Below are 21,398 nucleotides of genomic sequence, written 5' to 3' on the forward strand. Positions count from 1 at the left end.
GGGGTGCGCTCCTACGAGATAGAAAAACGCCGCGGTGGACCGCGGCGTTTTCGGTATAGCGAAGGTTCGATCGACTTACCAGATCTTCACCTGGTGTTCGCCGTCGCGAACCATCTTGTCGCCCGCCTTGCACTGGAAGGCCTGCGCAAACGCCGGCATGTTCGACGGCGCGCCGATGGCGCGGAACTGCGCCGGCGCGTGCGGATCGGTGTTGAGCAGCGTGAGCTGCGCTTCCGGTCGGATATTGCCGCGCCACACGCGGCCCCAGTTGAGGAAGAAGCGCTGGTCCTGGGTGTAGCCGTCGATCTTGCTGTTGGCTTCCTTCGGATTTTTCTTCAACGCCATCTGCAACGCATCGTACGCAGCGTTGAGGCCGCCGAGGTCGCCGATGTTCTCGCCCATGGTCAGCTTGCCGTTGACGTACTTGCCCGGCAGCGCCTCGTAGTGGTTGAACTGGTCGGCGAGCCTGTCGGTGCGCGCCTCGAAGGCCTTGCGGTCTTCGTCGGTCCACCAGTTGGCGTTGTTGCCCTGCGCATCGAACTTGCTGCCCTGGTCGTCGTAGCCGTGGCCCATCTCGTGGCCGATCACGGCGCCGATGCCGCCGTAGTTGAGCGCGTCATCCGCCTTGGCATCGAAGAACGGTGGCTGCAGGATGGCGGCCGGGAACACGATCTCGTTCTTCTGCGGGCTGTAGTAGGCGTTCACCGTCTGCGGTGTCATGCCCCATTCGGTGCGGTCCACCGGCTTGCCGATCTTGCCGACCATGTAGTCGTAGTTGAACTTGGCGGCGGACTCGACGTTGGCGAAGTAGTTGCCCTGCATCACTTGCAGGCCGGTCCAGTCACGCCACTTGTCCGGATAGCCGATCTTCGGCGTGAAGCTGGCCCACTTTTCCAGCGCCTTCTTCTTGGTGGCTTCGCTCATCCACGGCAGGTTCTCGATGCGGTTCTTGTAGGAAGCGCGCAGGTTGCCCACGAGCTCCTGCGCGCGCGCCTTCGACTCGGGCGAGAACGTCTGGGCGACGTAAAGCTGACCCAGCGCCATGCCCATGCCGCCTTCGACGGCATCGAGCGTGCGCTTCCAGCGCGACTTCATTTCCTTCTGGCCGTTGAGCGTCTGCGCGTTGAAGGCGAAGTCTTCCTTCTGGAACGGCGTGGACAGGTACGCCGCCGCTTCGTCGATGGCGTGGAAGCGCAGGTAGGCCTGCCAGTCAGCCACCGGCACGTCGGCCAGCATCTTGTCGAATTCGGCGAAGAACTTCGGCTGCGACAGCGAGAAGCCTTCCTTCACGTCGGCGCCTTGTGCCTTGAAGAACGAAGCCCACGCGAAGTGCGGCGTCACCTTGTCGGCGTCAGCGATGCTCACATAGTGATAGCGGTTCTCCGGCTGGCGCAGTTCCGTCGGCACCAGCGAGGCCGAGGCCAGGCGCGTTTCGATGGACATCACGGCCTTGGCCTGCTTCTGCGCATCGGCCTCGCCCACACCCACCAGCTGCAGCGTGCGCGCAATGTGTGCGACGTATTCGCCGCGGATCTTCTCGAAGTCGGGCTTGCTGTAGTAATCCGCCGTGGGAAGGCCCAGGCCGCCTTGGCCGGCGTAGGCAATCTGCAGGCTGGAATTCTTGAAGTCGGGGTTGCCGCCGAAGCGGAACGCCACCGGGTTGCCGTGCGCGTAGCTGTCGGTGATGTAGGCGACGATGTCGCCGGTGCCCTTGAGGGCATCGATGCGCGCCAGCTCCGGCTTGATCGGATCGTAGCCGGCCTTCTCGATGGCGGCTTCATCCATGCCCGAGGCATAGAAGTAGCCAATCTTCTGCTCGATGGAACCGGGCTTGGCGTGGGTCACGTTCGCGGCCGCCTTGTCGACGATGCCGTGCTGCACGTTCAGGCTGTCCTCGCGCAGCGCATCGAACGAACCCCAGCGCGTGCGATCGGCCGGAATCGGATTGGCCGCGATCCACTTTGCATTGACGAATCCGTTGAAGTCGTTGCACACGTCCTTGCCGGCATCCAGCTCCTGGATGTTGAACGAGCCGGGCGCGGCGAACACGCCGGTGCAGACGGCCATGCCCACGGCAAGCGCGAGCGGTTTCACAATGCGGTTCTTCATGGATTCTCCCTTGGTGGAATGCGCCTCGCGCACCCGGTCGGCCAGTACAGCGTGTCAGGGACCGGCGTGGTCCCGCCGGACAGGCTAGGCAGCGATGATCGCTGGCGCACAGTGTCGAAGGTCATTGTGCAGTGCGATGCGATGGCAGGGGACGTATCATGCACGGATGCCAACCCATGCCTCCCCGACCTTCCGCGCGGCCACCGCCGCCGACATTCCCGCCATCGTCGCGCTGGTGCAATCCGCTTACCGCGGCGAATCCGGCCAGCGCGGATGGACCACCGAAAGCCACCTGCTCGATGGCCAGCGTACTGATGCGGAAGACGTGGCGGGCCTGATCGGCCGCGACGACAGCCGCGTGCTGCTGGCCGAACGCGACGGCACGCTGGTCGCCTGCTGTCATGTCGAGCGCCAGGAGGAGGCCGGCTACTTCGGCATGTTCGCCGTCAACCCCGATTTGCAGATGGCCGGACTGGGCCGCGCCTTGCTGGGCGAAGCCGAGCGCGTGGTCTGCGAGGAATGGATGACCCCGGCCATGCGCATGTCGGTCATCGAACAGCGCGCCGAGCTCATCGCCTGGTACGAGCGCCGCGGCTACCAGCTCACCGGCGAGACGGGCATGTTTCCTTATGGCCAGCCGCGCTTCGGCATTCCGCGTCGCGACGACCTGCGCTTCGTCTACATGAGCAAGCGTCTGGAGATGCCGGCATGAATCTCGCCGACTGGATTTTCGTGGGTACGCGCAGCGACATGCTGCCGGGCGAATTCAAGGTTGTCTGGGATGGCGATACGGCCATCGCCGTCTACAACATCGACGGTGCCCTGTACGCCATCGAGGATGTCTGCAGCCACGATGGCGGCGAACTGGCCGGCGGTGAAGTGCACGGCTTCGAGGTGGAATGCCCGCGCCATGGTGCACGCTTCGACGTGCGCAACGGCGCGGTGACCTGTCCACCGGCCTACGAACCCATCGCCAGCTTCCCCGTGCACGAAGTGGACGGCCAGATATGGACGCGCGACGACCGGTGAGTGAAGCAGTGAAGCAATGGAGCAGTGGAGCGGGAGTGAGTGAAGAGAAGTGAGCAGTGAGAGAGAGCTTTCTCTCGTTTCTCACGTCTCTTCACCCACTCCTGATTAACCCGCTCGTGCTTACAGCCGATAGACGAAGGCCAGCGTGGTGGTCAGCTGGTTCGGCGTGCCAAAGGTCTTTACCAACGGACTGTCGGCGGCGTCGCCCAGCAGGCGCGCATAGTTGATGGCCAGCGCAAAACCCGTGTGCAGGCTGGTGGGCATGTAGGCGTCGTATTCCAGCGAGATCTGCTGGCTGCCGGCGCCCGGCGCCCACGGCGCCACGCCCAGTTGCGTAGCCTGCTGCGGCGTGAGGCCGAAGTAGCGGCGCATCGCCGGTCCATTCATGCCCTGCCATTGCAGCTGCACGCTGTGTTCAAGATAGCCGATGACGGGCAGGTCATAGTCGGCGTAGATATTGAGGTAGGCGCCGGCGCCCTGCGTGTCGTGGCTCAGCGTGGCGCCCAGGTTGAGCTGCACGGTCGCCTGGTATTCGAGATAGCCACCAGCGTTCAACCGGGGCGACAGCGACGGGACGATGCCCGACAGCTGCGGTCCCAGCTCGTCATGATCGCGGCCCCACTGGTAGTTGCCGTAGAAGCCGCCGTGCCACTGGGATCCATGGATGACATCGACCGTGAGTCCGTCGAGCGTCGACAGCGTGACATGCCAGGGCAGCTCGGCCTGGATGTAGGGAACGGCCTGGTCACGGTGCTCGCTCGATCCAATCCACGCCGGCATGCGTTCCACGCCAGCGCCCAGCAGCACGTTGCGCTCCTCGCTGACGTCATCGGCCATGGCGTGGGACGCCATCGCGCACAGCAGGATCAATCCAAGGGCGCGCATCGCGCGCACGGAAAGGGAAGGGCGAACCATGCGCGGAATCAGGGAGTCGTCTTCGCAGCGGCCTGCGGCGCGAACTGCACGATCACGCGTTGGCCGATGCGGAGCGATGCCGGCGGCGGCTGGTCGAAGGCCAGCACGCATTCGACGGTGCGCGTATTGGCGCGCACCAACGGATCCTCTTCCAGCGCGCTGGGGCCGAACACCGTGCCGATGCGCTGCACGTGGGCGCTCAGTGCCGGTGCGCCACTGCCGCTGTCGTCGATGATGGTGGCATGCATGCCATCCTTGACCGCGCCCACGAACGACTCGTTGAGTTCCGCGCGCACGATGCGTGCTCCTTCGGGAAGCAGCACGAACGCAGCGCCGCCTTGCGGCGAGACAGCCGCACCCGGTTGAATGTCGCGCTCCACGATCTGCGCATCGACCGGCGCGACCAGGCTGCGCTGCGCCAGTTCGTAGCGGGCCGCGTCCAGCTTTTGCGCAGCCATCGCATCGGCGGCGCGTGCGTTGTCGAGTTCGCCCTGCAATTGCTGGGCGGCGTCGTGCGCATCGTCGGCACTCTGCCCATCGCCGGCACCGGCCGCAGCGGCCTCGGCAAGACGGCCGGCGCGCTGTTGTGCGGCCTTGAGTCGAACATCGAGCAGGCGCGCCTGTGTCTGCGCCTGGTTCCGCTCAGCCTCGGCAGCGCTGACGGCCAGTTGCGCGGGCTTAGTATCCAGCGTGGCCAGCACCTGCCCCTTGTGAACGTGATCGCCCTCGTGGACCTTGATCTCGGCCACCACGCCTTCGCGCGGCATGCTGAGCTTGAGCAGGCCACCTTCCACATCCACGCGCCCGCGGGCGACCGCCGCGTAGGACGCCTGCGCCGTCGCGGCCGTGTCCTTGTCCGCTGCGTCATTGTGCGAGCAGGCCGCCAATAGCGAGGCGGCGAGGGCCAAGGGCAGCAGCGAATGCGGGCGCAGGGTCATGCAGAAGGTTCCTCGAGGCCTGACGTCGGCGTCGATGCGGGGGACGGCACACGGTCGCTAAGGATACGGCCATCCTCCATGGCGAGCACGCGATCGGCATGGCCGACCAGGCGCGGATCATGGCTGACGCACAGCACCGTGGTGCCATGCGTGCGCGCAATGCGGTGCAGGATGTCGATGATGATCTGGCCGTTCGCTGCGTCCAGTGCGCTGGTGGGTTCGTCGGCGAACAGCAGGCCCGGTTCCTTGGCCAGCGCGCGTGCGATCGCCACGCGCTGCTTTTCGCCGCCCGACAGCTCGGAAGGACGCAATCCCATGCGCGGGCCCAGGCCGACCTCCTCCAGCGAGGCGACCGCGCGGCGCCTCGCTTCACCCGGAGCAAGGCCCAGGTAGCTCAGCGGCAATTCCACCTGTTCCAGTGCATTGAGCGCGGGGAACAGGTTGAAGCCCTGGAACACGAAACCGGTGTGCAACAGGCGAAAGCGTTCGAGCGCATGCAGGTTGAGCTCGCCAAGGTCCTGTTCGAGCGCGGTTACCTGGCCGCTGTCAGGCCGCTGCAGGCCGCTGAGGATGGCCAGCAGGGTGCTCTTGCCACAGCCCGACGGCCCGGAGATCAGGGTGAGCTCGCCGGCGCGGATGTCCAGCGTGAGGTCGTGCAGCACGGTGTTGTGGATCGGCCCGGAGGTGAACGATTTGCTGACATGACGTGCCCGCAGCGAGATGGAAGACATGGGGCGTCCCCTCACCGCAGCAGCGTGGCAGGGTCGGCGCGGCGCAGGCTGCGCATGGCCGCCAGGCCCGACACGATGGCCAGCCCCATGCACAGGCCCAGGCAGGCCAGCGTGGTCCACAGGCTGAGCGCCACCGGCACGCTGCGGCTGCGCGCGAGCGCCAGCGCCAGGCCTCCCAGCACGGTACTTCCCAACAATCCGATCGCGCCCACCCAGAAGGCCTGTTCCATGACCACCTTGCGCAGCGCGCCGACCCCCACCCCCAGTGCGTTGAGCGTGGCGTACTCGCGCACCGAACCAATGACCGCAGCGACCAGCGTCTGGCTGGTGATCACCGCGCCAACGAGAAAGACGACGCCCGCAAGGAACAACACGCCCGCGCCGGCGCCCGTGTCGAACATCCAGTACATCTGTGAGCGACGCGCGAAACTTTCAGCCGTCCATACATCGTAGGGCCCGAAGGCGCGATTGCCGCGAAGGCGCGCAGCGACGTCATCGGCGTCGGACGGATCGCGCAACTTGGCGACGAAGTAAGTCATGCGGTTTGCGTTGCTGGGGTCGGTGTCCAGTTCCGCGGCGGTGGCCAGTGAGGCGACCACGTTGACGCCGCCCAGCGCGCGCAGGCCGTTGCTTACACCCACCACGCGCACCCGGTGGCCGTTGATCACGGCGGTATCACCGATGCCTACGCCCAGGCTGTCCAGATCGGCACGGTCGACGATGACCGCGTCGGGCTCGTTGAGCCGCGCGCGCAGGGCAGGGGACAAGGCGTGCGCGAACAGCAGGCCGTCAGGACGCGCGTTGATGCCGGAAACGAAGACCGACACGCCGCCCGTGTCGCTGGGACCACGCCAATCCGCATCCACCCAGTGGAACGGTTCCACCGCGGACACGGCCGGATCCATCCGAAGGCGCATCTCCACGCCGGAGTCGATCGAGCGGCCGAGGTTCACGCTCTGCGTGCCCGGGTAGCCTGCCCAAAGATCTGCCGAGGAACCCGTGATGTAGACACTCGCGCTGCCGAAGATGCCCAGCACGAGTGCCGCCTGCAGCAATTGCAGCAGGCCGGCGAAGCCCACGGCAAGAATGGCCGGGAGGAAGCGCCGCCATTCGTACACCAAGGTCTTGCGCGCCAGTGCCACCATTATTCGGCAACCCGCGGCGCCGCGCCGGCCGGCATGGGGGCGCCGCCCAGTGCCTTGTACAACGACACATAGGCAAGGTCGCGCGCGGCCACGGCGCTGACGACTTCGAGCTGCGCGCGATGGTTCTCGATCATGCCGTCCTGGACGTCCAGATGGCTGCTCAGCCTGAGCTCGGCACGCTTGTTCAGCGCCTCGCTGCTGGCCTGCAGCGCCTGTGCTGCCTGCAGCGAGGCCTCTTCGCGGCCGCGTAGTTGCTCAAGGTCGCCCATGGCGATTTCTGCTTCGGCAACGCCCTGCAGTACCGCTTGGCGATAGGCAAACACGGCAGCCTTCAATTCGTGGGCCTTGGCGTGCGCGGCCGCGACGCGCTGTCCCCAGTCGAATAGCGGAATGTCGATCAGCGGGCCATACGAGAAAATGGCCTCGCCCGTGTGCACGCGATAGTTGCTTGCGATGTTGGCGGACCACTGAAGCGAGGCGCCCAGCCCGATGTGCGGATAGATGTCCGCGCGGCTCAGGCCCAGCTCGCCGGCGGCACGCAGCACGTCGGCCTCGGCGCTGGCGATTTCGGGTCGCGCACGCAGCATGTCGGCGGGGGCGGTGGTGAGCTGCCAGTTGCCGAGCTTCGGTTGCGGGCCGGGTTGCAGCCATTGCGGATCGGGCTCGTTCTGCCCCAGTAGCACGGCCAGCTGTTGTGCGCTGCTGTTGATCGCCTGCCGCGGTTCCGCCAATGCGGCATCGGCACGTGCCAGTTCCGCCTGCGCACGGGCGACTTCCAGTGGCGGCGCGAGCTTGAGCCGTTCGCGCACCTGCACCAGGCGCAGCTTTTCCTGCAAGGCATCGCTGATATTGGTCAGCAGCAAGGCCTGCTGTTGTGCGGAGCGAAGTTCGATCCAGCGGCGTGTGACCTCGGCAACCAGCGTGACCTGTGCGCCACGCAATGCGGCGTTGGCGCCATTGAGCTGGCCCTGTGCTTCGCGCGCGCTGCTCTGCCAGGCGCCGAACAGCGGCAGTTCCCACAGCGCGTCGAAGCCCGCCACGAAGTACGACGCCGTGGTGTCCGGATCGATCTGATCGTTTGTGCGGCCATGCAGTGAGGGCAGATAAGGATCGTGCGCGTGGCGATTGAGCGTGCGGGCTGCCTGCACGCGCTCGGCGGCTTGCGCAACGTCGAGGTTGGCTTGCAGCGCCCGGTCGATCAGCGCGTCGAGTTCCGGATCGCCCAGCGCCTGCCACCATCCGCGCAGGTCGGCACTCGGCGGCGCCACGCCCGCCGGCGCATTGCGCCACGCATCAGGTACGGGCGGCTTGAGTTCGGGCAGCGGCGCTACCGAACACGCGGCCAACATCACCCCGCAAGCCATCAGCAGGCCGGCAAGCAGGGAACGTTGGCGGGGCGCGGCATCCATGTTCAAAAGGCCCGTTTTGTTTCGGCACTGAAACACGAAATTCCTGAATGTTCAGCTGGCTGGCGACTCGGTGCGTGACCGGCGCAGCGCCAGGAAGTGCCCAAGCATACCGGAGCTCGCCTACGGCTGGCTTATGGCTTGCTTATGGCCGTTTCACCCGGGTAGGCCGGCATTCCGGCGCAAGAAAGGGCGCCGAAAGGGGCCGCTCCCTATCGTGTACGTCATTCTGGGATACGAGGTTTCACCTGGTGACTGGCTGGACCATTCTCTGCGACTTCGACGGCACCATTTCCGTCGAGGACGTCATCGACTCGCTGCTCGACCGTTTCGGCCGTCCGGGCTGGGAAGAGCTCGAACAGGACTGGCGTGCCGGCCGCATTGGCTCGCGCGACTGCATGACGGGTCAGGTGGCGCTGCTAGACATGACGCGCGAGGCGCTGGACAAGCACCTCTCGTCGCTGTGGATCGACCACGCGTTCCCTGGCTTCGTGGCCAAGGCGCGCGAATGGCACACGCCGATCCGCGTGGTGAGCGATGGCCTCGACTACGCCATCCACAAGATTCTGGGCCGTTATGGCCTGGATGATCTGCCGTTGGCTGCCAATCACCTGGCGCCGGCAACGCCGCCGCGCCAGTGGCAGCTCACCTCGCCGTTCCAGGCCGAGGGTTGCCGCAGCGGCACCTGCAAGTGTGCCGTAGCCGCGCAAACGGGCACGCGCACGCTGCTGATCGGTGACGGCGCTTCCGATTTCTGCGCCGCCGACCGTGTCGACTTCGTGTTCGCCAAGCACCGCCTGATCGAGCATTGCCGCGCCGCCGGCATTCCCTACATGCCGATCACCGGTTTCGAGGATGCACTGGAGCTGCTGCCGCGCCTGCTCGATGGCAGCCTGCTGGCCGAACATTCGCCGGGCGAACCTGCTCTGGCAACCGCTCTCTAAGAACGGGCTCGCCCGTTCTTCCACTTTATGACCGCTTCCGGATTTACCCCATGAACGTATTTGATAAGAGCGCCGCGGGCGCTGTCATTCCCGACGCGCAGCTGCTGGCTGACGAGGCCGAGTGGAGCTCGTTTGGCGACACCGTGCACTACGTCGATCCGCCGAAGATCTTCCGCCACGGCGAAGGCAGCTGGATGATCGACACGGCCGGTACGCGTTTCCTCGACCTGCAGATGTGGTACTCGGCGGTCAACTTCGGTTACGGCAACAAGCGCCTCAACGACACGCTCAAGAATCAGATCGACGTGCTGCCGCAGGTTGCCAGCCAGTACCTGCACCAGACCCGCATCGAGCTGGCCAAGACCATCGCGGTCGACGCGCAGCAGAAGTTCGGCCTGAAGGGCCGTGTGCATTTCAACGTCGGTGGCGCGCAGGCCGTCGAGGATTCGCTCAAGCTGGTGCGCAACTACACCGGTGGCAAGAGCCTGATGTTCGCCTTCGAAGGCGGTTACCACGGCCGCACGCTGGGCGCTTCGTCCATCACCTCCAGCTACCGCTACCGTCGTCGCTTCGGCCACTTCGGCGAGCGCGCTATGTTCGTGCCGTTCCCGTATCCGTTCCGCCGTCCGAAAGGCATGACGCCGGAAGAGTATTCCGATGCATGCGTACGCCAGTTCGCGCGTCTGTTCGAGACCGAATACAACGGCGTGTGGGATCCCAAGGTCAACCAGGCCGAATACGCGGCTTTCTATGTCGAGCCGATCCAGGGCACCGGTGGCTACGTCATCCCGCCGATGAACTTCTTCAAGGACCTGAAGAAGGTGCTGGACCAGTACGGCATCCTGATGGTGGCCGACGAGATCCAGATGGGTTTCTGGCGCACCGGCAAGCTGTGGTCGATCGAGCACTTCGGCGTGACCCCGGACATCATCGTGTTCGGCAAGGCGCTGACCAACGGCCTCAACCCGCTGTCGGGTCTGTGGGCGCGCGAAGAGATGATCAACCCGACCATCTTCCCGCCGGGCTCCACCCACAGCACTTTCAACTCCAACCCGCTCGGCACTGCGCTGGGTCTGGAAGTGATCAAGATGGGTTACGAGCTGGACTACGAGACCACCGTGCCGAAGAAGGGCGCACACTTCCTCGAAGGCCTGCGTGACCTGCAGAAGCGCCACAAGCAAATCGGCGACGTCGACGGCCTTGGCCTCGCGCTGCGCGCCGAGATCTGCACCGATGACGGCTTCACGCCGAACAAGGCACTGCTGGACAAGATGGTCGACATCGGCCTGGCCGGCGACCTGGAGCACAACGGCAAGAAGATCGGCCTCGTGCTGGACGTGGGCGGCTGGTACAAGAACGTGATCACCTTCGCGCCGTCGCTGGAAATCACGCACGAAGAGATCGACCTGGCCATCGCGCTGCTCGACCAGCTGCTGACCAAGGCGAAGAAGGAAATGTAATGCAAACGCCGCGGGTCACTCCCGCGGCGTTTTGTTGATGGTTTGTCTCAAGTGGTTCCCATGCAGGGGATGTGTGACGACGGCGACGCGCATGCGTCGCCGTATTTTTTTGTGCACCGGGCTGCGGCGGCGCACTCTGTGCGCGGCATGTAGGAGCGCACCCAGTGCGCGATGAGCCAATCCCCCAAGGGGACGTCGCGAAGCGTTGAAGCCGAGGCGCTGCGGTCGCCCACTGGGTGGGCTCCTACAACGACGCGCAACACACCTGGCGCCGCCTCTGTAGGAGCGCACCCAGTGCGCGACAAGCCAGTCCTCCCAAGGGGATGTCGCGAAGCGTTGAAGCCGAGGCGCTGCGGTCGCCCACTGGGTGGGCTCCTGCGAGAGCGATCCGGTCGGTAGACCGTAATTACATCTGCGCTAACTTCGACGTACGCGCCGGCGGAAACACCACCTCCACGCGCAAACCACCGCCACCGCCGTTGACGTAGCGCACCAGTGCGCGATGTCGTTCGACGATGCGCTGCACGATGGCCAGGCCCAGTCCGGTGCCTTCCTCGGTCACGCCGGGTACGCGGAAGAAGCGTTCGCCCAGGCGCTCGAGGAAGGCGGGCGGCACGCCCGGGCCGTCGTCTTCCACGCTGAGGCATGCGCCTTCGGGTACGGCGGCCACGCCGACCGTGACGATGCTGTGGCGTCCCGCATAGCGCAGGCTGTTGTCGATCAGGTTGTCGAGCATTTCCTGCAGCGAAATGCGATCGCCGTCGATCCACACGGGGCCGGCAGGTCCTTCATAGCCGAGGTCAACGCCGGCGGCGATGGCGTCGTGCACGCGTACGCTGAGCATTTCGGGAATCAGTTGCGCGAGGTCCAGCAGCACCGGCACGCCGACGTCGGTGCTTTCATTGGATTGCACACGCGTCAGCGCCAGCAGTTGGCTGGATGCGCGGCTGGCGCGCTGGGTGAGTCGCAGGATGTGCTGGAGGGCGTCCTTGACGGTTTCCTTGCTCGGGTCTGCCTGTGCGCGCTCGACGTGCACGCGCAAGCCGGCCAGCGGCGTCTTCAGCTGATGCGCTGCGTCGGCAATGAAGCGTTCCTGCAAAGCAAGCATGCCGCGCTGGCGGGCAAACAAGGCGTCGATGGTGCGGGTGAGCGGGAGGATTTCCACGGGCACATCCGCGTCGCCGATCGGGGCGAGATCGTGCTCGCGCGCGGCGAGTCGCGCGGTGAGCGGATCGAGTTGGCGAAGGCCCACGCGCACGCCATACATCACCAGCACGAACACGCTGGCGATGAGGATGGCTTGAGCGGGAATGCTGAGCAGCAGGATCTCGCGCGCCCGTTGGTGACGGTCGTGGAAGGTTTCCGCCATGGTGACCGTAAGCTGGTCGTCGGGATCGTGCAGGTTGGGAATGCGCACGGTGGCCGCGCGCAGCTCACGGCGGCCGACCATGGTGGTGAACAGCTGCGGTTCGCCGTCCTGCGCAGCCGCCTTGAGCGGCGCGGGGCGCAGCTCCGGCGCACCGGCCAGCAGGCCGTGCTTCTGGCTGCTGACGTTGAAGTAGTTGTGGCCTTCGGGCGCATATTCGAGCAGGAAGCGCGCCTGTGGCGACACCTGCCCGCCGAGGTCTTCCTGGCTGAGCATCTGCGCGAGCGTCATCGCGTCATCCGCAAGGTCGCGGTCGTGCACGTTGTTGGAATAGATCAGTGCGCCGCTGTAGGTGACCAGACTTTCCACCACCAGCAACATCATCAGCGGCACCAGCAGCGACGACAACAATCGGCGGCGGAGACTGGGCCGTTCGTCGGACTCGGCCAGCCTTTGCAGCCAGCTCCGTTCGACCGTCTTCGCCGCCGTGGCGCTCATGCCTTGGTTTCCTTGCCTTCCTTCACTTCTTCTAGCAGGTAACCCAGTCCGCGGATGGTGCGTACCTGCGTGCCGGAGTCGGCGAGTTTGCGGCGGAGGCGATAGATGGCGATGTCCAGGCCGTTGTCGGTGAGTTCTTCGTCCCAGCTGCACAAGGCTTCGACCAATTGCGCTCGGCTGGTGACGCGATCAGGGCGCGCCGCAAGCGCTTCGAGCAGGCCAAACTCGCGCGCGGTGAGTTCCAGCGGCGTGTCGCCGATCCACGCGCGATGTCCCGGAAGGTCAAGACGCAACCTGCCGAGCATCATTTCCGGCGCACCTTGCGCGGTGTAGCGGCGCAGCAGCGCTCGCACGCGCGCTTCGAATTCCGCCAGTGCGAATGGCTTGACCAGGTAATCGTCAGCACCGAGATCGAGCACGCGCACGCGCTCGCGCAGGCCTTCGCGTGCGGTGATCACAAGCACCGGCAGGCCGGTGCCGCGCTTGCGCAGCCGCTGCAATACGTCCGCGCCGTCGAGGTGGGGCAGCCCGAGGTCGAGGATGAGCAGGTCATACGGCGTATCGCGCAGCGCCGCGTCCGCCCTGGCGCCATCGGAGACGCAATCCACGGCATGGCCGCCCTGGCGCAGCGAGGCGCTTACACCGGCGGCAATGGAAGGATCATCCTCGGCAATCAAGATACGCATATCGGTTTCCAGGTAAGACCAGCCGCTGGGGATGCGGCGATGTGCACGGGGTCTTTTGAATTGCGAGTGATTCTCATTTGTGGCAGTATCCCCGAATGATGTCGGAAGGGAGGCTGCCCGTGCGGAGCTTAGCTCCCGACGCCACATTGAGACAGCTGGCGCGCGACTCGGTTGCATGGCCCGTCATGCAGAAGTGGCGCAGTAGAGACAGGCAAGAAGGCGGGCATGGAACCAGCGATGCGTTCGAACAACAGGGCGGGGTCCAGCCGGGCGTTCTGGCTGAAGCAGCTGCACCAGTGGCACTGGATCAGCTCGGCCTTGTGCCTGGTAGGCATGCTGCTGTTCGCTATCACCGGCTTCACGCTCAACCATGCCGGACAAATCGAGGCGAGCGCGCACACCGTGCATCGCAACGCCCAGTTGCCGGCGCCGCTGTTGCGAGCCGTGGCCGGCGAGGACGAACGCAAGGGCGTGGCCGTGCCGCCCGCCATCGCCCATTGGATCGGCGGCACGCTGGACATCAATGTGTCGGGTCGTGCGGCGGACTGGTCGTCGGACGAAATCTACATTTCGATGCCACGTCCGGGCGGCGACGCCTGGGTCAGTATCGACCGGGAAAGCGGCAAGGTGGAATCGGAACTGAGCACGCGCGGCGCCATTGCGTATCTCAACGACCTGCACAAGGGCCGCCACGCCGGACCGGCCTGGGGCTGGTTCATCGATGTATTCGCTTTGGCTTGCGTGATCTTTTCAGTCACCGGTTTGCTTCTGCTGAAAATGCACGCCGCACAGCGCGGCGCCACTTGGCCATTGGTCGCATTCGGGCTGGTGTTGCCGTTGGTGCTGGCTTTGATCTTTATCCATTGATGCGAGGAGCGAGTGAATTTAAGTGAGAAACGAGAAACGGCGCCACGCTCTTCTCTGTTTTTTTCACTTCTCTTCACTCACTCCTCCCAAGAGAGAAACCCATGCGCCGTTTTTCCCTGACTATTCCCGTGATGCTGCTGGCGGCTCCGGCCGTGGCGGCCGATCTCAATGTCACCGTGCAGATTCCCCAACTGGACGTGGCGGAATACCACCGCCCGTACACCGCCGTCTGGGTGGAGCGCGAGGACCACACGGTCGCCGCGCAGCTGGCCGTGTGGTACGCGCAGAAGGAATCGAAGGAGGGCGCCGGCACCAAGTGGCTGCCCGAGCTGCGCCAGTGGTGGCGTCGCGGAGGCCGTGAACTGCAGATGCCGGTGGACGGCGTGTCGGGCGCAACGCGTCCCGCGGGCGACCAGAAGCTGAGCTTCCATGATGGCAAGGCGCCGCTGGGCCAGCTGCCGGCCGGCAAGTACGAGCTGGTGGTCGAAGCGGCCCGTGAGGTTGGCGGCCGCGAAGTGGTGCGCGTGCCATTCACCTGGCCGGTCAGTGCGCCGCAGGAGCTGGCTGCCAAGGGCAGCAGCGAGCTCGGCAACGTCAAACTCGATCTCGCCCCTTGAATTCTGGAGAGCCTCATGAGGAAGCATTCGTTGAAGTGGAGCGCGCTGGCGCTGGTCCTGGCGCTGCCGATGGCCGCCCACGCGCACAAGATGTGGATGGTGCCGTCAGCCACCAACGTGTCCGGTGCCGATCCCTGGGTGACGGTGGACGCCGCCGTGTCCAACGACCTGTTCTATCCCGACCATATGCCGGTCGCGCTCGATCGCGTGAGCATCACCGCGCCGGACGGCCAGACGTCCAAACCGGAGAACGCGCTCACCGGCCAGTACCGTAGCGTGTTCGACGTGCACCTTACCCAGCAGGGCACTTACAAGATTGCCGCGGTGAATGGCGGCTTGTTCGCCAGCTACGAAATGGATGGCCAGAAGAAGCGCTGGCGTGGCGATGCGGCCAACCTCGCGAAGGAAATCCCGGCCGGCGCGAAGAATGTGGAAGTGTCCGAGTCGATCAATCGCGTGGAGACCTTCGTCACCAACGGCAAGCCCAGCGACACCGCGCTCAAGCCCAGCGGCAAGGGCCTGGAGCTGATGCCGGTGACGCGCTTCACCGACCTGGCCGCGGGCGAACCGGCGACGTTCCAGCTGTTGCTCGACGGCAAGCCGGCCGCCGGCCTCAAGGTCACCGCCATTGCCGGCGAGACGCGCTATCGCAATGCCCAGGAAGAGGTGGATGTCACCACCGGCAAGGACGGCAAGTTCAGCCTGAACTGGCCGCATGCCGGCATGTACTGGATCAACGCCAGCACGCAGGATGACAAGACCAGCATCAAGCAAGCCAAGCAGCGACGCCTGTCGTATGCCGCCACGCTGGAAGTGCTGCCGCAGTAATCGAGCCGCGGGTCCGTTGTGATGGCATTCGTCGTGCAGTCCGCGCAGGGATCGACCATGGGTACCACCTGGTCGGTGCGTGCCGTGCTGCCGGCGCATGCGACGGCGCCGGCGTGGCATGCAAGCGCACAGGCCGTGCTGGATCTGGTCGATGGCCAGATGAGCACCTACAAGCCGCTGTCGGCCTTGTCGCGCTTCAACGATGCACCCGCCGGCACGTGGCATGTGCTGCCGGCCGAGTGCTTTGACGTGGTGAGGCGCGCGTTGCGTGTGGCGCGCGACAGTGGCGGTGCCTACGACCCGACCGTGGGACCGCTGGTGAACCTGTGGGGCTTTGGTCCCGATGTCGCGCGCAGCAAACCGCCTTCCGAAGAAGCGATGACGGTGGCGCGCGAGCGCGTGGGTTGGTGGAGGCTCAAGCTGGATGAAGCGACGCACAGCCTCTATCAGCCCGGCGGCGTCTATCTCGATCTTTCCTCGATTGCCAAGGGCTACGGCGTCGACCTGGTGGGCCGTCATCTCGATAGCCTCGGCATCAATGCATGGCTGGTCGAAGTCGGTGGCGAACTGAAAGGGAAGGGCTCCAAGCCGGATGGTTCGCCGTGGCGCATTGGCATCGAACGTCCCGGCGCCGCCGCGGGTGCGGTGCAACGCGTGGACCAGTTGAGCCAGGTATTGAGCTTGAGCGGTCGCGCCATCGCCACGTCCGGCGACTATCGGCGGCAGTTCGAAGCCGAGGGGCGCGCGTTCTCGCATCACATCGATCCGCGCACGGGTCGTCCAGTGCCGCACGCTGTGGCGTCGGTGAGCGTGCTCGCACGCGATGCGGTGGAAGCCGATCCCATGGGCACGCTGATGACCGTGCTGGGGCCGGATGAGGGCATGGCCTTAGCGTGCGCTCGCGGGCTGGCGGTGATGTTCATCCTGCACGGCGCCCGCGGGCTGGAGGAGCGTCTTTCACCGGCGTTTGCCGAGGCACTTGCCGCATGACGACGCTGGCAAAGACAACGGCACGTTCGGCCTGGGGCAACGTGGTCTTGTGCGCCATGCTGGCCTTGCTCGCGATGGCACTGCTTGCATGGCATGGCGACGATTTCACATGGCCCGCCGCGGACGCATCGCGCAGGACATGGGCCGCCTTGGTGCTGCTGGCGTGGACGGCGTTTACGGCGTGGACGGGATGGCATCGGCGCAACATGCACATGGCGCATATCGAGTTGGATGCCGCGCAAGGCGACAGCGTGCTGATCGTCTTCGCGAGCCAGACCGGCACGGCCGAACAGCTGGCGCGCCAGACCGCGCAAAGCCTGCGTCAGGCAGGCATGAACGTGGGCGTGCGCGAGCTGTGCGAGCTGGATGCCGAAGCCCTGATGCAGATCGAACGCGCCTTGTTCGTGGTGAGTACCACCGGCGAGGGCGATGCGCCCGACAGCGCGGCGGCCTTTGTCACTCGCCTGATGCGCGCTCCGCTTCCGCTGGCAGGTCTTCGCTATGGCCTGCTGGCGCTGGGTGATCGCGATTACGATGAATTCTGCGGATTCGGCCGCGAGTTGCAGCGATGGCTGCAGCGTGGCGGTGCGCAGGCCTTGTTCGATGCGGTGGAAGTGGACAACGGCGATCCCGCTGCCTTGCGCCACTGGCAGCACCATCTGGCCGTGTTCTCGGGCAGCGCGGAATTGCCTGACTGGCAGCGTCCCGACTACGAGCGGTGGAAACTGATGGATCGCCAGCTGCTCAACGCGGGCAGCCTCGGTGATCCCTGCTTTCATCTGGCGCTGAAGCCGATGGATGGCCATGCCCAATGGCAGGCGGGCGATCTCGTGGAGATCGGGCCTCGCCATGCCGCTGTCGATGTCGAGCAATGGCTGCTCGCGCAGCAGCAGGATGGCGATGCGTTAGTGGAGCACGAGGGCCAGCGCGCCAGCTTGCGCGAATGGCTTGCGGCCAGCCACTTTCCCGCGCCCGGCGATGCCGTGGGGCGTTCACCCGCGGCGATCGTCGCCACCCTGCAGACGCTGCCGCATCGCGAATACTCCATCGCGTCGCTGCCGTCTGACGATGGCCTGCATCTGCTGGTGCGCCAGATGCATCGCGATGACGGCCGGCTGGGCATCGGGTCGGGCTGGCTCACCGTGCACGCCGGCATCGGTGGCGACATTGCCCTGCGCATTCGCGCCAACCCGGGCTTCCACGCGCCGAAGGACGATCGCCCACTGATCCTGATCGGCAATGGCACGGGGCTGGCAGGATTGCGGGCGCTGCTCAAGTCGCGCGTTGAACGCGGTCACGGGCGCAACTGGTTGCTGTTCGGCGAACGGCAGGCCGCGCACGATTTTTATCACCGCGAAGAGATCGAGCGCTGGCAAACGCTGGGTCTGCTCGAACGCCTTGATCTTGCGTGGTCGCGCGATGGCGCGCAGCGCGCCTACGTGCAAGACAGGTTGCGCGATGCCGGCGACATGTTGCGGCAGTGGGTGGATGACGGAGCGGCCATCTACGTTTGCGGCAGCCTGGCCGGCATGGCGCCCGGAGTGGATGCGGTGCTGCGCGAAGCGTTGGGTGATGTGCTGGTGGAAAGCCTGCGCGAGCAGGGTCGCTATCGCCGCGACGTGTATTGATTCACGCCCTCGGGGGAATGATCGCCATTCCCTGAAATGAAACGCGATGACCATGACCTTTGGCCTATAGGAGCCTTGCGCGCCCATGCCTCACCCTGCGTGTTCCTTCGGGGGAGGGCATCATGGTGAAGTTCAAGGGAAGCAGGCCGGGCCGCTGGCTGGCCACGGCGTGGTGTTTGGTATTGCCCTGGATGGCGTACGCGCAACAACCGGAGCCGCCTGCCGCGGCAGAACCTCCGCCGTTGATTCCCTTGGCCAGGGCGCATGCCGCCGCGCCGCACGAAGCCAGTTCGGATGATGCATGGGGCGGGGTTCGCACCGGCAACGAGCCGACGCTTTCCGATCGCGTGGTGGGCTATCGCATCGATGCCGAACTGGATGCGGCCAAGCACAGCGTCACCGGTTCCGAGCAGCTGACCTGGCGCAATCGCAGCAACCAGCCGGTCAACCGCATCTATCTGCACCTGTACCTCAATGGATTCCAGAACGAGGGCAGCACGTTCTTCACCGAACGCAGCGTACTGACGGCGCACGGCCACTCGCGCGGCGCAGCGGCGCTGAAGAAGAACGAGTGGGGCTGGATCGACCTCAAGAGCGTGCAGCAGGGCGGCGCCTCGCTGAAGTGGAGCTTCGTGCATCCCGACGATGGCCCGGCGACGGACCAGACGGTGGTGAGCATCGATCTTGCCGAACCGGTGCCGGCCGGCGGCACGCTCACGCTGGACATCGACTTCATCAGCCAGTTGCCGCGCGTGGTCGAGCGCACCGGCTGGTGGGGCGACTTCAACCTGGTGGGCCAGTGGTTCCCCAAGATCGGCGTGCTGGAATTGCCGGGCGAGCGCGGCGCCACGCAGGTGCAGTGGAACGTGCATGAGTTCCACTTCAACAGCGAGTTCTATGCCGACTTCGGCAACTTCGACGTGCGCCTCACCGTGCCCTCCGACTACACCGTGGGCGCCGTGGGTGCCTTGCAGGGCCAGCCGGAACAGGCGGGCGGCAAGACCACTTATCACTTCGTGCAGGGCGATGTGCACGACTTTGCCTGGGTCGCCGCCAAGGGTTACAAGACCATCGACACGACGTGGCAGGGGCCGGGCAGTCCCAGGGTTGCGGTGCGGGTGATCTATCCGCCCGAATACGAGGCCAGCGCCCAGCCGGTACTGAAGGCGACGACCGATTCGCTCACCTATTTCTCCGACACGCTGGGGCCGTATCCGTATCGCACGGTGACAGCGGTGGTGCCGCCGTACAACGCGCAGGAAGCGGGCGGCATGGAGTACCCCACGTTCTTCACCGCCGAAGGCTACAAGCGCATCGACAGCCAGACGTCGGACCAGTGGGAGATCGACTTCGTCACCATCCACGAGTTCGGCCACGGCTACTTCTACGGCCTGCTTGCCTCGAACGAGTTCGAGGAGCCGATGCTGGACGAAGGCATGAACGAATACTGGGACCAGCGCATGCTGCGCGAGCGCAACCAGCGCATCCTGGTACCCAGCTCCTGGTTGCGCCGCGCCGGCATCACGCCGTCGATGGGCGTGTTCGACATGGAGCGTAACTTCGCGGGTCTCGCCAAGCCTTATGACCCGCTGGGCCAGAACAGCTGGGACCGCTATTCCAGCACCAGCTACGGCACCGTGTATTCGCGCACTGCCACCGCCATGCACGACCTGGAGGAACGCCTCGGCAAGAGCGTGATGGAGCGTGGTTTCCGCGAGTACTACCGGCGCTGGCATTTCCGCCATCCATCGGTGGCCGACCTGCGCAAGACGCTGATCGACGTGTCGGGCAATGCGCGCGCGGTGAACGAGGTGTTCGACCAGTTCGTCTACGGCACGGCGCACATCGATGATCGCGTCGATGCCGTCGACAACCAGGAAGTGATGCCGCAGGCCGGCAGCTGGGTGAAACAGGGCCAGCGCAGCGAACTGGCCAGCGACGATCGCGATGAGCAGGTCGACAAGCAACGCGACGCATGGAAGAAATCGCATCCCGATGCGAAGGACAACGGTCCGGGTCCGTTCTCGTGGCGCGGCACGGTGACCGTCGTACGCGACGGCGCGCAGGTGCCGCAGGTGTTGCGCGTGACGTTTGCCGATGGCAGCCACGAAGACGTGCACTGGGACGATGACCGTCGCTGGGCGCGTTTCGTCTTCACCCGTCCCACCAAGGTGGTGTCGGCCGAGCTCGATCCGGAGCAGAAGATCCTGCTCGATGCGAACAAGCTCAACGACAGCCGCACGGTGAAATCCGACGCTTCCGCCTCGCGGCGCTGGACGGCCGATGTCGCCGCCGTGCTGCAGGCCTTCTACGCATTCCTGGTGACGCTGTGATGGCCTACAAGCATTCCCGACGTGTCGACCTGGGCGCCGTGCTGGGCTCCCTCTTTGCCGCCCTGCAGTGGCGCCTGCTGCTGCTGTGGGTGCTGCTGTTGCTGCTGCCCGTGGCGGTGGCGTCGCTGCCGTTGCTGGCGGCGCTCAGTGCGCTGCTGGACCGCTCGGTGCATGCCAGCGCGTGGGCCCATCATTTCGACGTCATGATGTTCGGCGACGTCATGCAGGCACTGGGTCCGCAGCACGCGATGGTCCATGGCGCGCTGCTGGCCAGCGTCATCTGTGCCGTGCTGTTGCTGCCGTGGCTCAACGGCATGGTGGTCGCCAGCGGGCGCTCGGGCCGTTCGCTGGGTTTCGGTGCGTTGTTGCAGGGCGGCCTGTCGGAATACGGTCGCATGTTCCGCCTGCTGCTGTGGTCGTTGCTGCCGTATGCGGGCGCTGTCTTCCTGGTCCAGTTCGGCCTGGACCACACGGATGATCGCGTCGACGCCGCCACGCTCGAATCACAGGCGGATACCGCACAGCACATCGCATGGTGGTTGTCGGGTCTGGTATTGGTGATCGCCCAGTCGTGGGTGGAGTCGGCGCGCGCGGCCTTCATCGCGGATGGAGGACTGCGTTCCGCGATGGTGGCGATGATCCGTGGGCTGCTGCAGCTGCTGCGCCGCCCGTTCTCCACGCTGTTCGCCTACCTGCTGGTGACGGTTATCGGCTTCGCCATCGCGCTGGGCCTGGGCCTGCTGCGTGCACACACGCTGGCGGCCGACATGCACGGGCTGCTGCTGGGTTTCCTGCTCAGCCTGCTCGTAGTGGTCGCGCTGGGATGGATGCGCACCGCGCGCCTGTATGCGCTTTCGGAAGTGGCACGCTCAGTTGGTGGACGCCGCCTTTCGTAGCGGCGTATCGCT

General features: G+C 65.5%; 19 protein-coding genes. 11 read left to right on the forward strand and 8 right to left on the reverse strand.

The annotated features are described in order from the left end of the window. Positions 1-75: 75 nt before the first annotated feature. Positions 76-2,109 (reverse strand): M13 family metallopeptidase, encoded by a 2,034-nt coding sequence (locus VFG49_RS06500; RefSeq protein ID WP_324858702.1) that lies wholly within the window; start codon positions 2,107-2,109, stop codon positions 76-78. Positions 2,110-2,275: 166 nt separating this feature from the next. On the opposite strand from VFG49_RS06500, the gene VFG49_RS06505 reads away from it, so the two are divergent. Both VFG49_RS06505 and VFG49_RS06510 read left to right on the forward strand, forming a co-directional pair. After that, positions 2,276-2,821, forward strand: coding sequence for a GNAT family N-acetyltransferase (locus VFG49_RS06505; RefSeq protein WP_324858703.1), 546 nt, complete (start codon positions 2,276-2,278; stop codon positions 2,819-2,821). Then, positions 2,818-3,138: a non-heme iron oxygenase ferredoxin subunit gene (locus VFG49_RS06510; protein WP_324858704.1), complete on the forward strand. Its 321-nt coding sequence runs from the start codon at positions 2,818-2,820 to the stop codon at positions 3,136-3,138. Before VFG49_RS06505 ends, VFG49_RS06510 begins: the two co-directional genes overlap by 4 nt. 120 nt (positions 3,139-3,258) lie before the next feature. On the opposite strand, the gene VFG49_RS06515 is transcribed toward VFG49_RS06510, so the two are convergent. Genes VFG49_RS06515 through VFG49_RS06535 form a run of 5 tightly spaced genes read right to left on the reverse strand, consistent with a single transcriptional unit; the run spans position 3,259 to position 8,276 of the window. Continuing rightward, positions 3,259-4,053 carry a MipA/OmpV family protein gene (locus tag VFG49_RS06515; protein ID WP_324858705.1) on the reverse strand — a complete coding sequence of 265 codons (795 nt, stop codon included), beginning with the start codon at positions 4,051-4,053 and terminating at the stop codon, positions 3,259-3,261. Positions 4,054-4,061: 8 nt separating this feature from the next. Beyond that, positions 4,062-4,991, reverse strand: coding sequence for an efflux RND transporter periplasmic adaptor subunit (locus VFG49_RS06520; RefSeq protein WP_324858706.1), 930 nt, complete (start codon positions 4,989-4,991; stop codon positions 4,062-4,064). Then, positions 4,988-5,722 carry an ABC transporter ATP-binding protein gene (locus VFG49_RS06525; protein WP_324858707.1) on the reverse strand — a complete coding sequence of 245 codons (735 nt, stop codon included), beginning with the start codon at positions 5,720-5,722 and terminating at the stop codon, positions 4,988-4,990. The genes VFG49_RS06520 and VFG49_RS06525 overlap by 4 nt, the downstream gene beginning before the upstream one ends. Before the next feature lie 11 nt (positions 5,723-5,733). Beyond that, the gene (locus VFG49_RS06530) at positions 5,734-6,867 is read right to left on the reverse strand and encodes an ABC transporter permease (RefSeq protein WP_324858708.1); all 1,134 of its coding nucleotides are present in this window, start codon (positions 6,865-6,867) and stop codon (positions 5,734-5,736) included. Beyond that, positions 6,867-8,276 (reverse strand): TolC family protein, encoded by a 1,410-nt coding sequence (locus VFG49_RS06535; protein ID WP_324858709.1) that lies wholly within the window; start codon positions 8,274-8,276, stop codon positions 6,867-6,869. The genes VFG49_RS06530 and VFG49_RS06535 overlap by 1 nt, the downstream gene beginning before the upstream one ends. Positions 8,277-8,524: 248 nt before the next feature. On the opposite strand from VFG49_RS06535, the gene VFG49_RS06540 reads away from it, so the two are divergent. Beyond that, complete coding sequence (locus tag VFG49_RS06540) at positions 8,525-9,217, forward strand: MtnX-like HAD-IB family phosphatase (protein WP_324858710.1); 693 nt, start codon at positions 8,525-8,527, stop codon at positions 9,215-9,217. Positions 9,218-9,267: 50 nt separating this feature from the next. Beyond that, positions 9,268-10,677, forward strand: a complete 1,410-nt coding sequence (locus tag VFG49_RS06545; RefSeq protein WP_324858711.1) for an aspartate aminotransferase family protein — start codon at positions 9,268-9,270, stop codon at positions 10,675-10,677. A 406-nt stretch (positions 10,678-11,083) separates the two neighbouring features. Here VFG49_RS06545 and VFG49_RS06550 read toward each other — a convergent pair whose 3' ends face one another. Continuing rightward, on the reverse strand, positions 11,084-12,427 hold the full coding sequence (locus VFG49_RS06550; RefSeq protein WP_324858744.1) for a sensor histidine kinase: 1,344 nt from the start codon (positions 12,425-12,427) through the stop codon (positions 11,084-11,086). 110 nt (positions 12,428-12,537) lie between these two features. Continuing rightward, on the reverse strand, positions 12,538-13,227 hold the full coding sequence (locus VFG49_RS06555; RefSeq protein WP_324858712.1) for a response regulator: 690 nt from the start codon (positions 13,225-13,227) through the stop codon (positions 12,538-12,540). 225 nt (positions 13,228-13,452) lie between these two features. Here VFG49_RS06555 and VFG49_RS06560 point away from each other — a divergent pair, with 225 nt between their 5' ends. From VFG49_RS06560 to VFG49_RS06590, 7 genes are all read left to right on the forward strand, one after another. Then, on the forward strand, positions 13,453-14,094 hold the full coding sequence (locus VFG49_RS06560) for a PepSY-associated TM helix domain-containing protein (protein ID WP_414649069.1): 642 nt from the start codon (positions 13,453-13,455) through the stop codon (positions 14,092-14,094). A gap of 101 nt (positions 14,095-14,195) precedes the next feature. Continuing rightward, entirely contained in the window at positions 14,196-14,711 is a 516-nt protein-coding gene (locus tag VFG49_RS06565; protein ID WP_324858714.1) for a DUF2271 domain-containing protein, read from the forward strand. A 15-nt stretch (positions 14,712-14,726) separates the two neighbouring features. Further along, positions 14,727-15,539: a DUF4198 domain-containing protein gene (locus tag VFG49_RS06570; protein ID WP_324858715.1), complete on the forward strand. Its 813-nt coding sequence runs from the start codon at positions 14,727-14,729 to the stop codon at positions 15,537-15,539. Positions 15,540-15,596: 57 nt separating this feature from the next. Further along, positions 15,597-16,529 (forward strand): FAD:protein FMN transferase, encoded by a 933-nt coding sequence (locus VFG49_RS06575; RefSeq protein WP_324858716.1) that lies wholly within the window; start codon positions 15,597-15,599, stop codon positions 16,527-16,529. Next, positions 16,526-18,157: a sulfite reductase flavoprotein subunit alpha gene (locus tag VFG49_RS06580; RefSeq protein WP_324858717.1), complete on the forward strand. Its 1,632-nt coding sequence runs from the start codon at positions 16,526-16,528 to the stop codon at positions 18,155-18,157. Before VFG49_RS06575 ends, VFG49_RS06580 begins: the two co-directional genes overlap by 4 nt. Positions 18,158-18,279: 122 nt before the next feature. Next, positions 18,280-20,490, forward strand: a complete 2,211-nt coding sequence (locus VFG49_RS06585) for a M1 family metallopeptidase (RefSeq protein WP_324858718.1) — start codon at positions 18,280-18,282, stop codon at positions 20,488-20,490. Further along, complete coding sequence (locus VFG49_RS06590) at positions 20,490-21,386, forward strand: hypothetical protein (protein ID WP_324858719.1); 897 nt, start codon at positions 20,490-20,492, stop codon at positions 21,384-21,386. The genes VFG49_RS06585 and VFG49_RS06590 overlap by 1 nt, the downstream gene beginning before the upstream one ends. Positions 21,387-21,398: the final 12 nt, after the last annotated feature.

The sequence above is a fragment of the Dyella sp. genome (assembly GCF_035685885.1).
Classification (GTDB): domain Bacteria; phylum Pseudomonadota; class Gammaproteobacteria; order Xanthomonadales; family Rhodanobacteraceae; genus Dyella.

Coding starts and splice junctions, on each gene's coding strand:
- VFG49_RS06525 (WP_324858707.1), bottom strand. CDS start 5,722: ATGTCTTCCATCTCGCTGCGGGCACGTCATGTCAGCAAATCGTTCACC.
- VFG49_RS06515 (WP_324858705.1), bottom strand. CDS start 4,053: ATGGTTCGCCCTTCCCTTTCCGTGCGCGCGATGCGCGCCCTTGGATTG.
- VFG49_RS06560 (WP_414649069.1), top strand. CDS start 13,453: ATGGAACCAGCGATGCGTTCGAACAACAGGGCGGGGTCCAGCCGGGCG.
- VFG49_RS06580 (WP_324858717.1), top strand. CDS start 16,526: ATGACGACGCTGGCAAAGACAACGGCACGTTCGGCCTGGGGCAACGTG.
- VFG49_RS06550 (WP_324858744.1), bottom strand. CDS start 12,427: ATGATGTTGCTGGTGGTGGAAAGTCTGGTCACCTACAGCGGCGCACTG.
- VFG49_RS06585 (WP_324858718.1), top strand. CDS start 18,280: ATGGTGAAGTTCAAGGGAAGCAGGCCGGGCCGCTGGCTGGCCACGGCG.
- VFG49_RS06545 (WP_324858711.1), top strand. CDS start 9,268: ATGAACGTATTTGATAAGAGCGCCGCGGGCGCTGTCATTCCCGACGCG.
- VFG49_RS06555 (WP_324858712.1), bottom strand. CDS start 13,227: ATGCGTATCTTGATTGCCGAGGATGATCCTTCCATTGCCGCCGGTGTA.
- VFG49_RS06590 (WP_324858719.1), top strand. CDS start 20,490: ATGGCCTACAAGCATTCCCGACGTGTCGACCTGGGCGCCGTGCTGGGC.
- VFG49_RS06520 (WP_324858706.1), bottom strand. CDS start 4,991: ATGACCCTGCGCCCGCATTCGCTGCTGCCCTTGGCCCTCGCCGCCTCG.
- VFG49_RS06575 (WP_324858716.1), top strand. CDS start 15,597: ATGGGTACCACCTGGTCGGTGCGTGCCGTGCTGCCGGCGCATGCGACG.
- VFG49_RS06500 (WP_324858702.1), bottom strand. CDS start 2,109: ATGAAGAACCGCATTGTGAAACCGCTCGCGCTTGCCGTGGGCATGGCC.
- VFG49_RS06535 (WP_324858709.1), bottom strand. CDS start 8,276: ATGGATGCCGCGCCCCGCCAACGTTCCCTGCTTGCCGGCCTGCTGATG.
- VFG49_RS06505 (WP_324858703.1), top strand. CDS start 2,276: ATGCCAACCCATGCCTCCCCGACCTTCCGCGCGGCCACCGCCGCCGAC.
- VFG49_RS06570 (WP_324858715.1), top strand. CDS start 14,727: ATGAGGAAGCATTCGTTGAAGTGGAGCGCGCTGGCGCTGGTCCTGGCG.
- VFG49_RS06565 (WP_324858714.1), top strand. CDS start 14,196: ATGCGCCGTTTTTCCCTGACTATTCCCGTGATGCTGCTGGCGGCTCCG.
- VFG49_RS06510 (WP_324858704.1), top strand. CDS start 2,818: ATGAATCTCGCCGACTGGATTTTCGTGGGTACGCGCAGCGACATGCTG.
- VFG49_RS06530 (WP_324858708.1), bottom strand. CDS start 6,867: ATGGTGGCACTGGCGCGCAAGACCTTGGTGTACGAATGGCGGCGCTTC.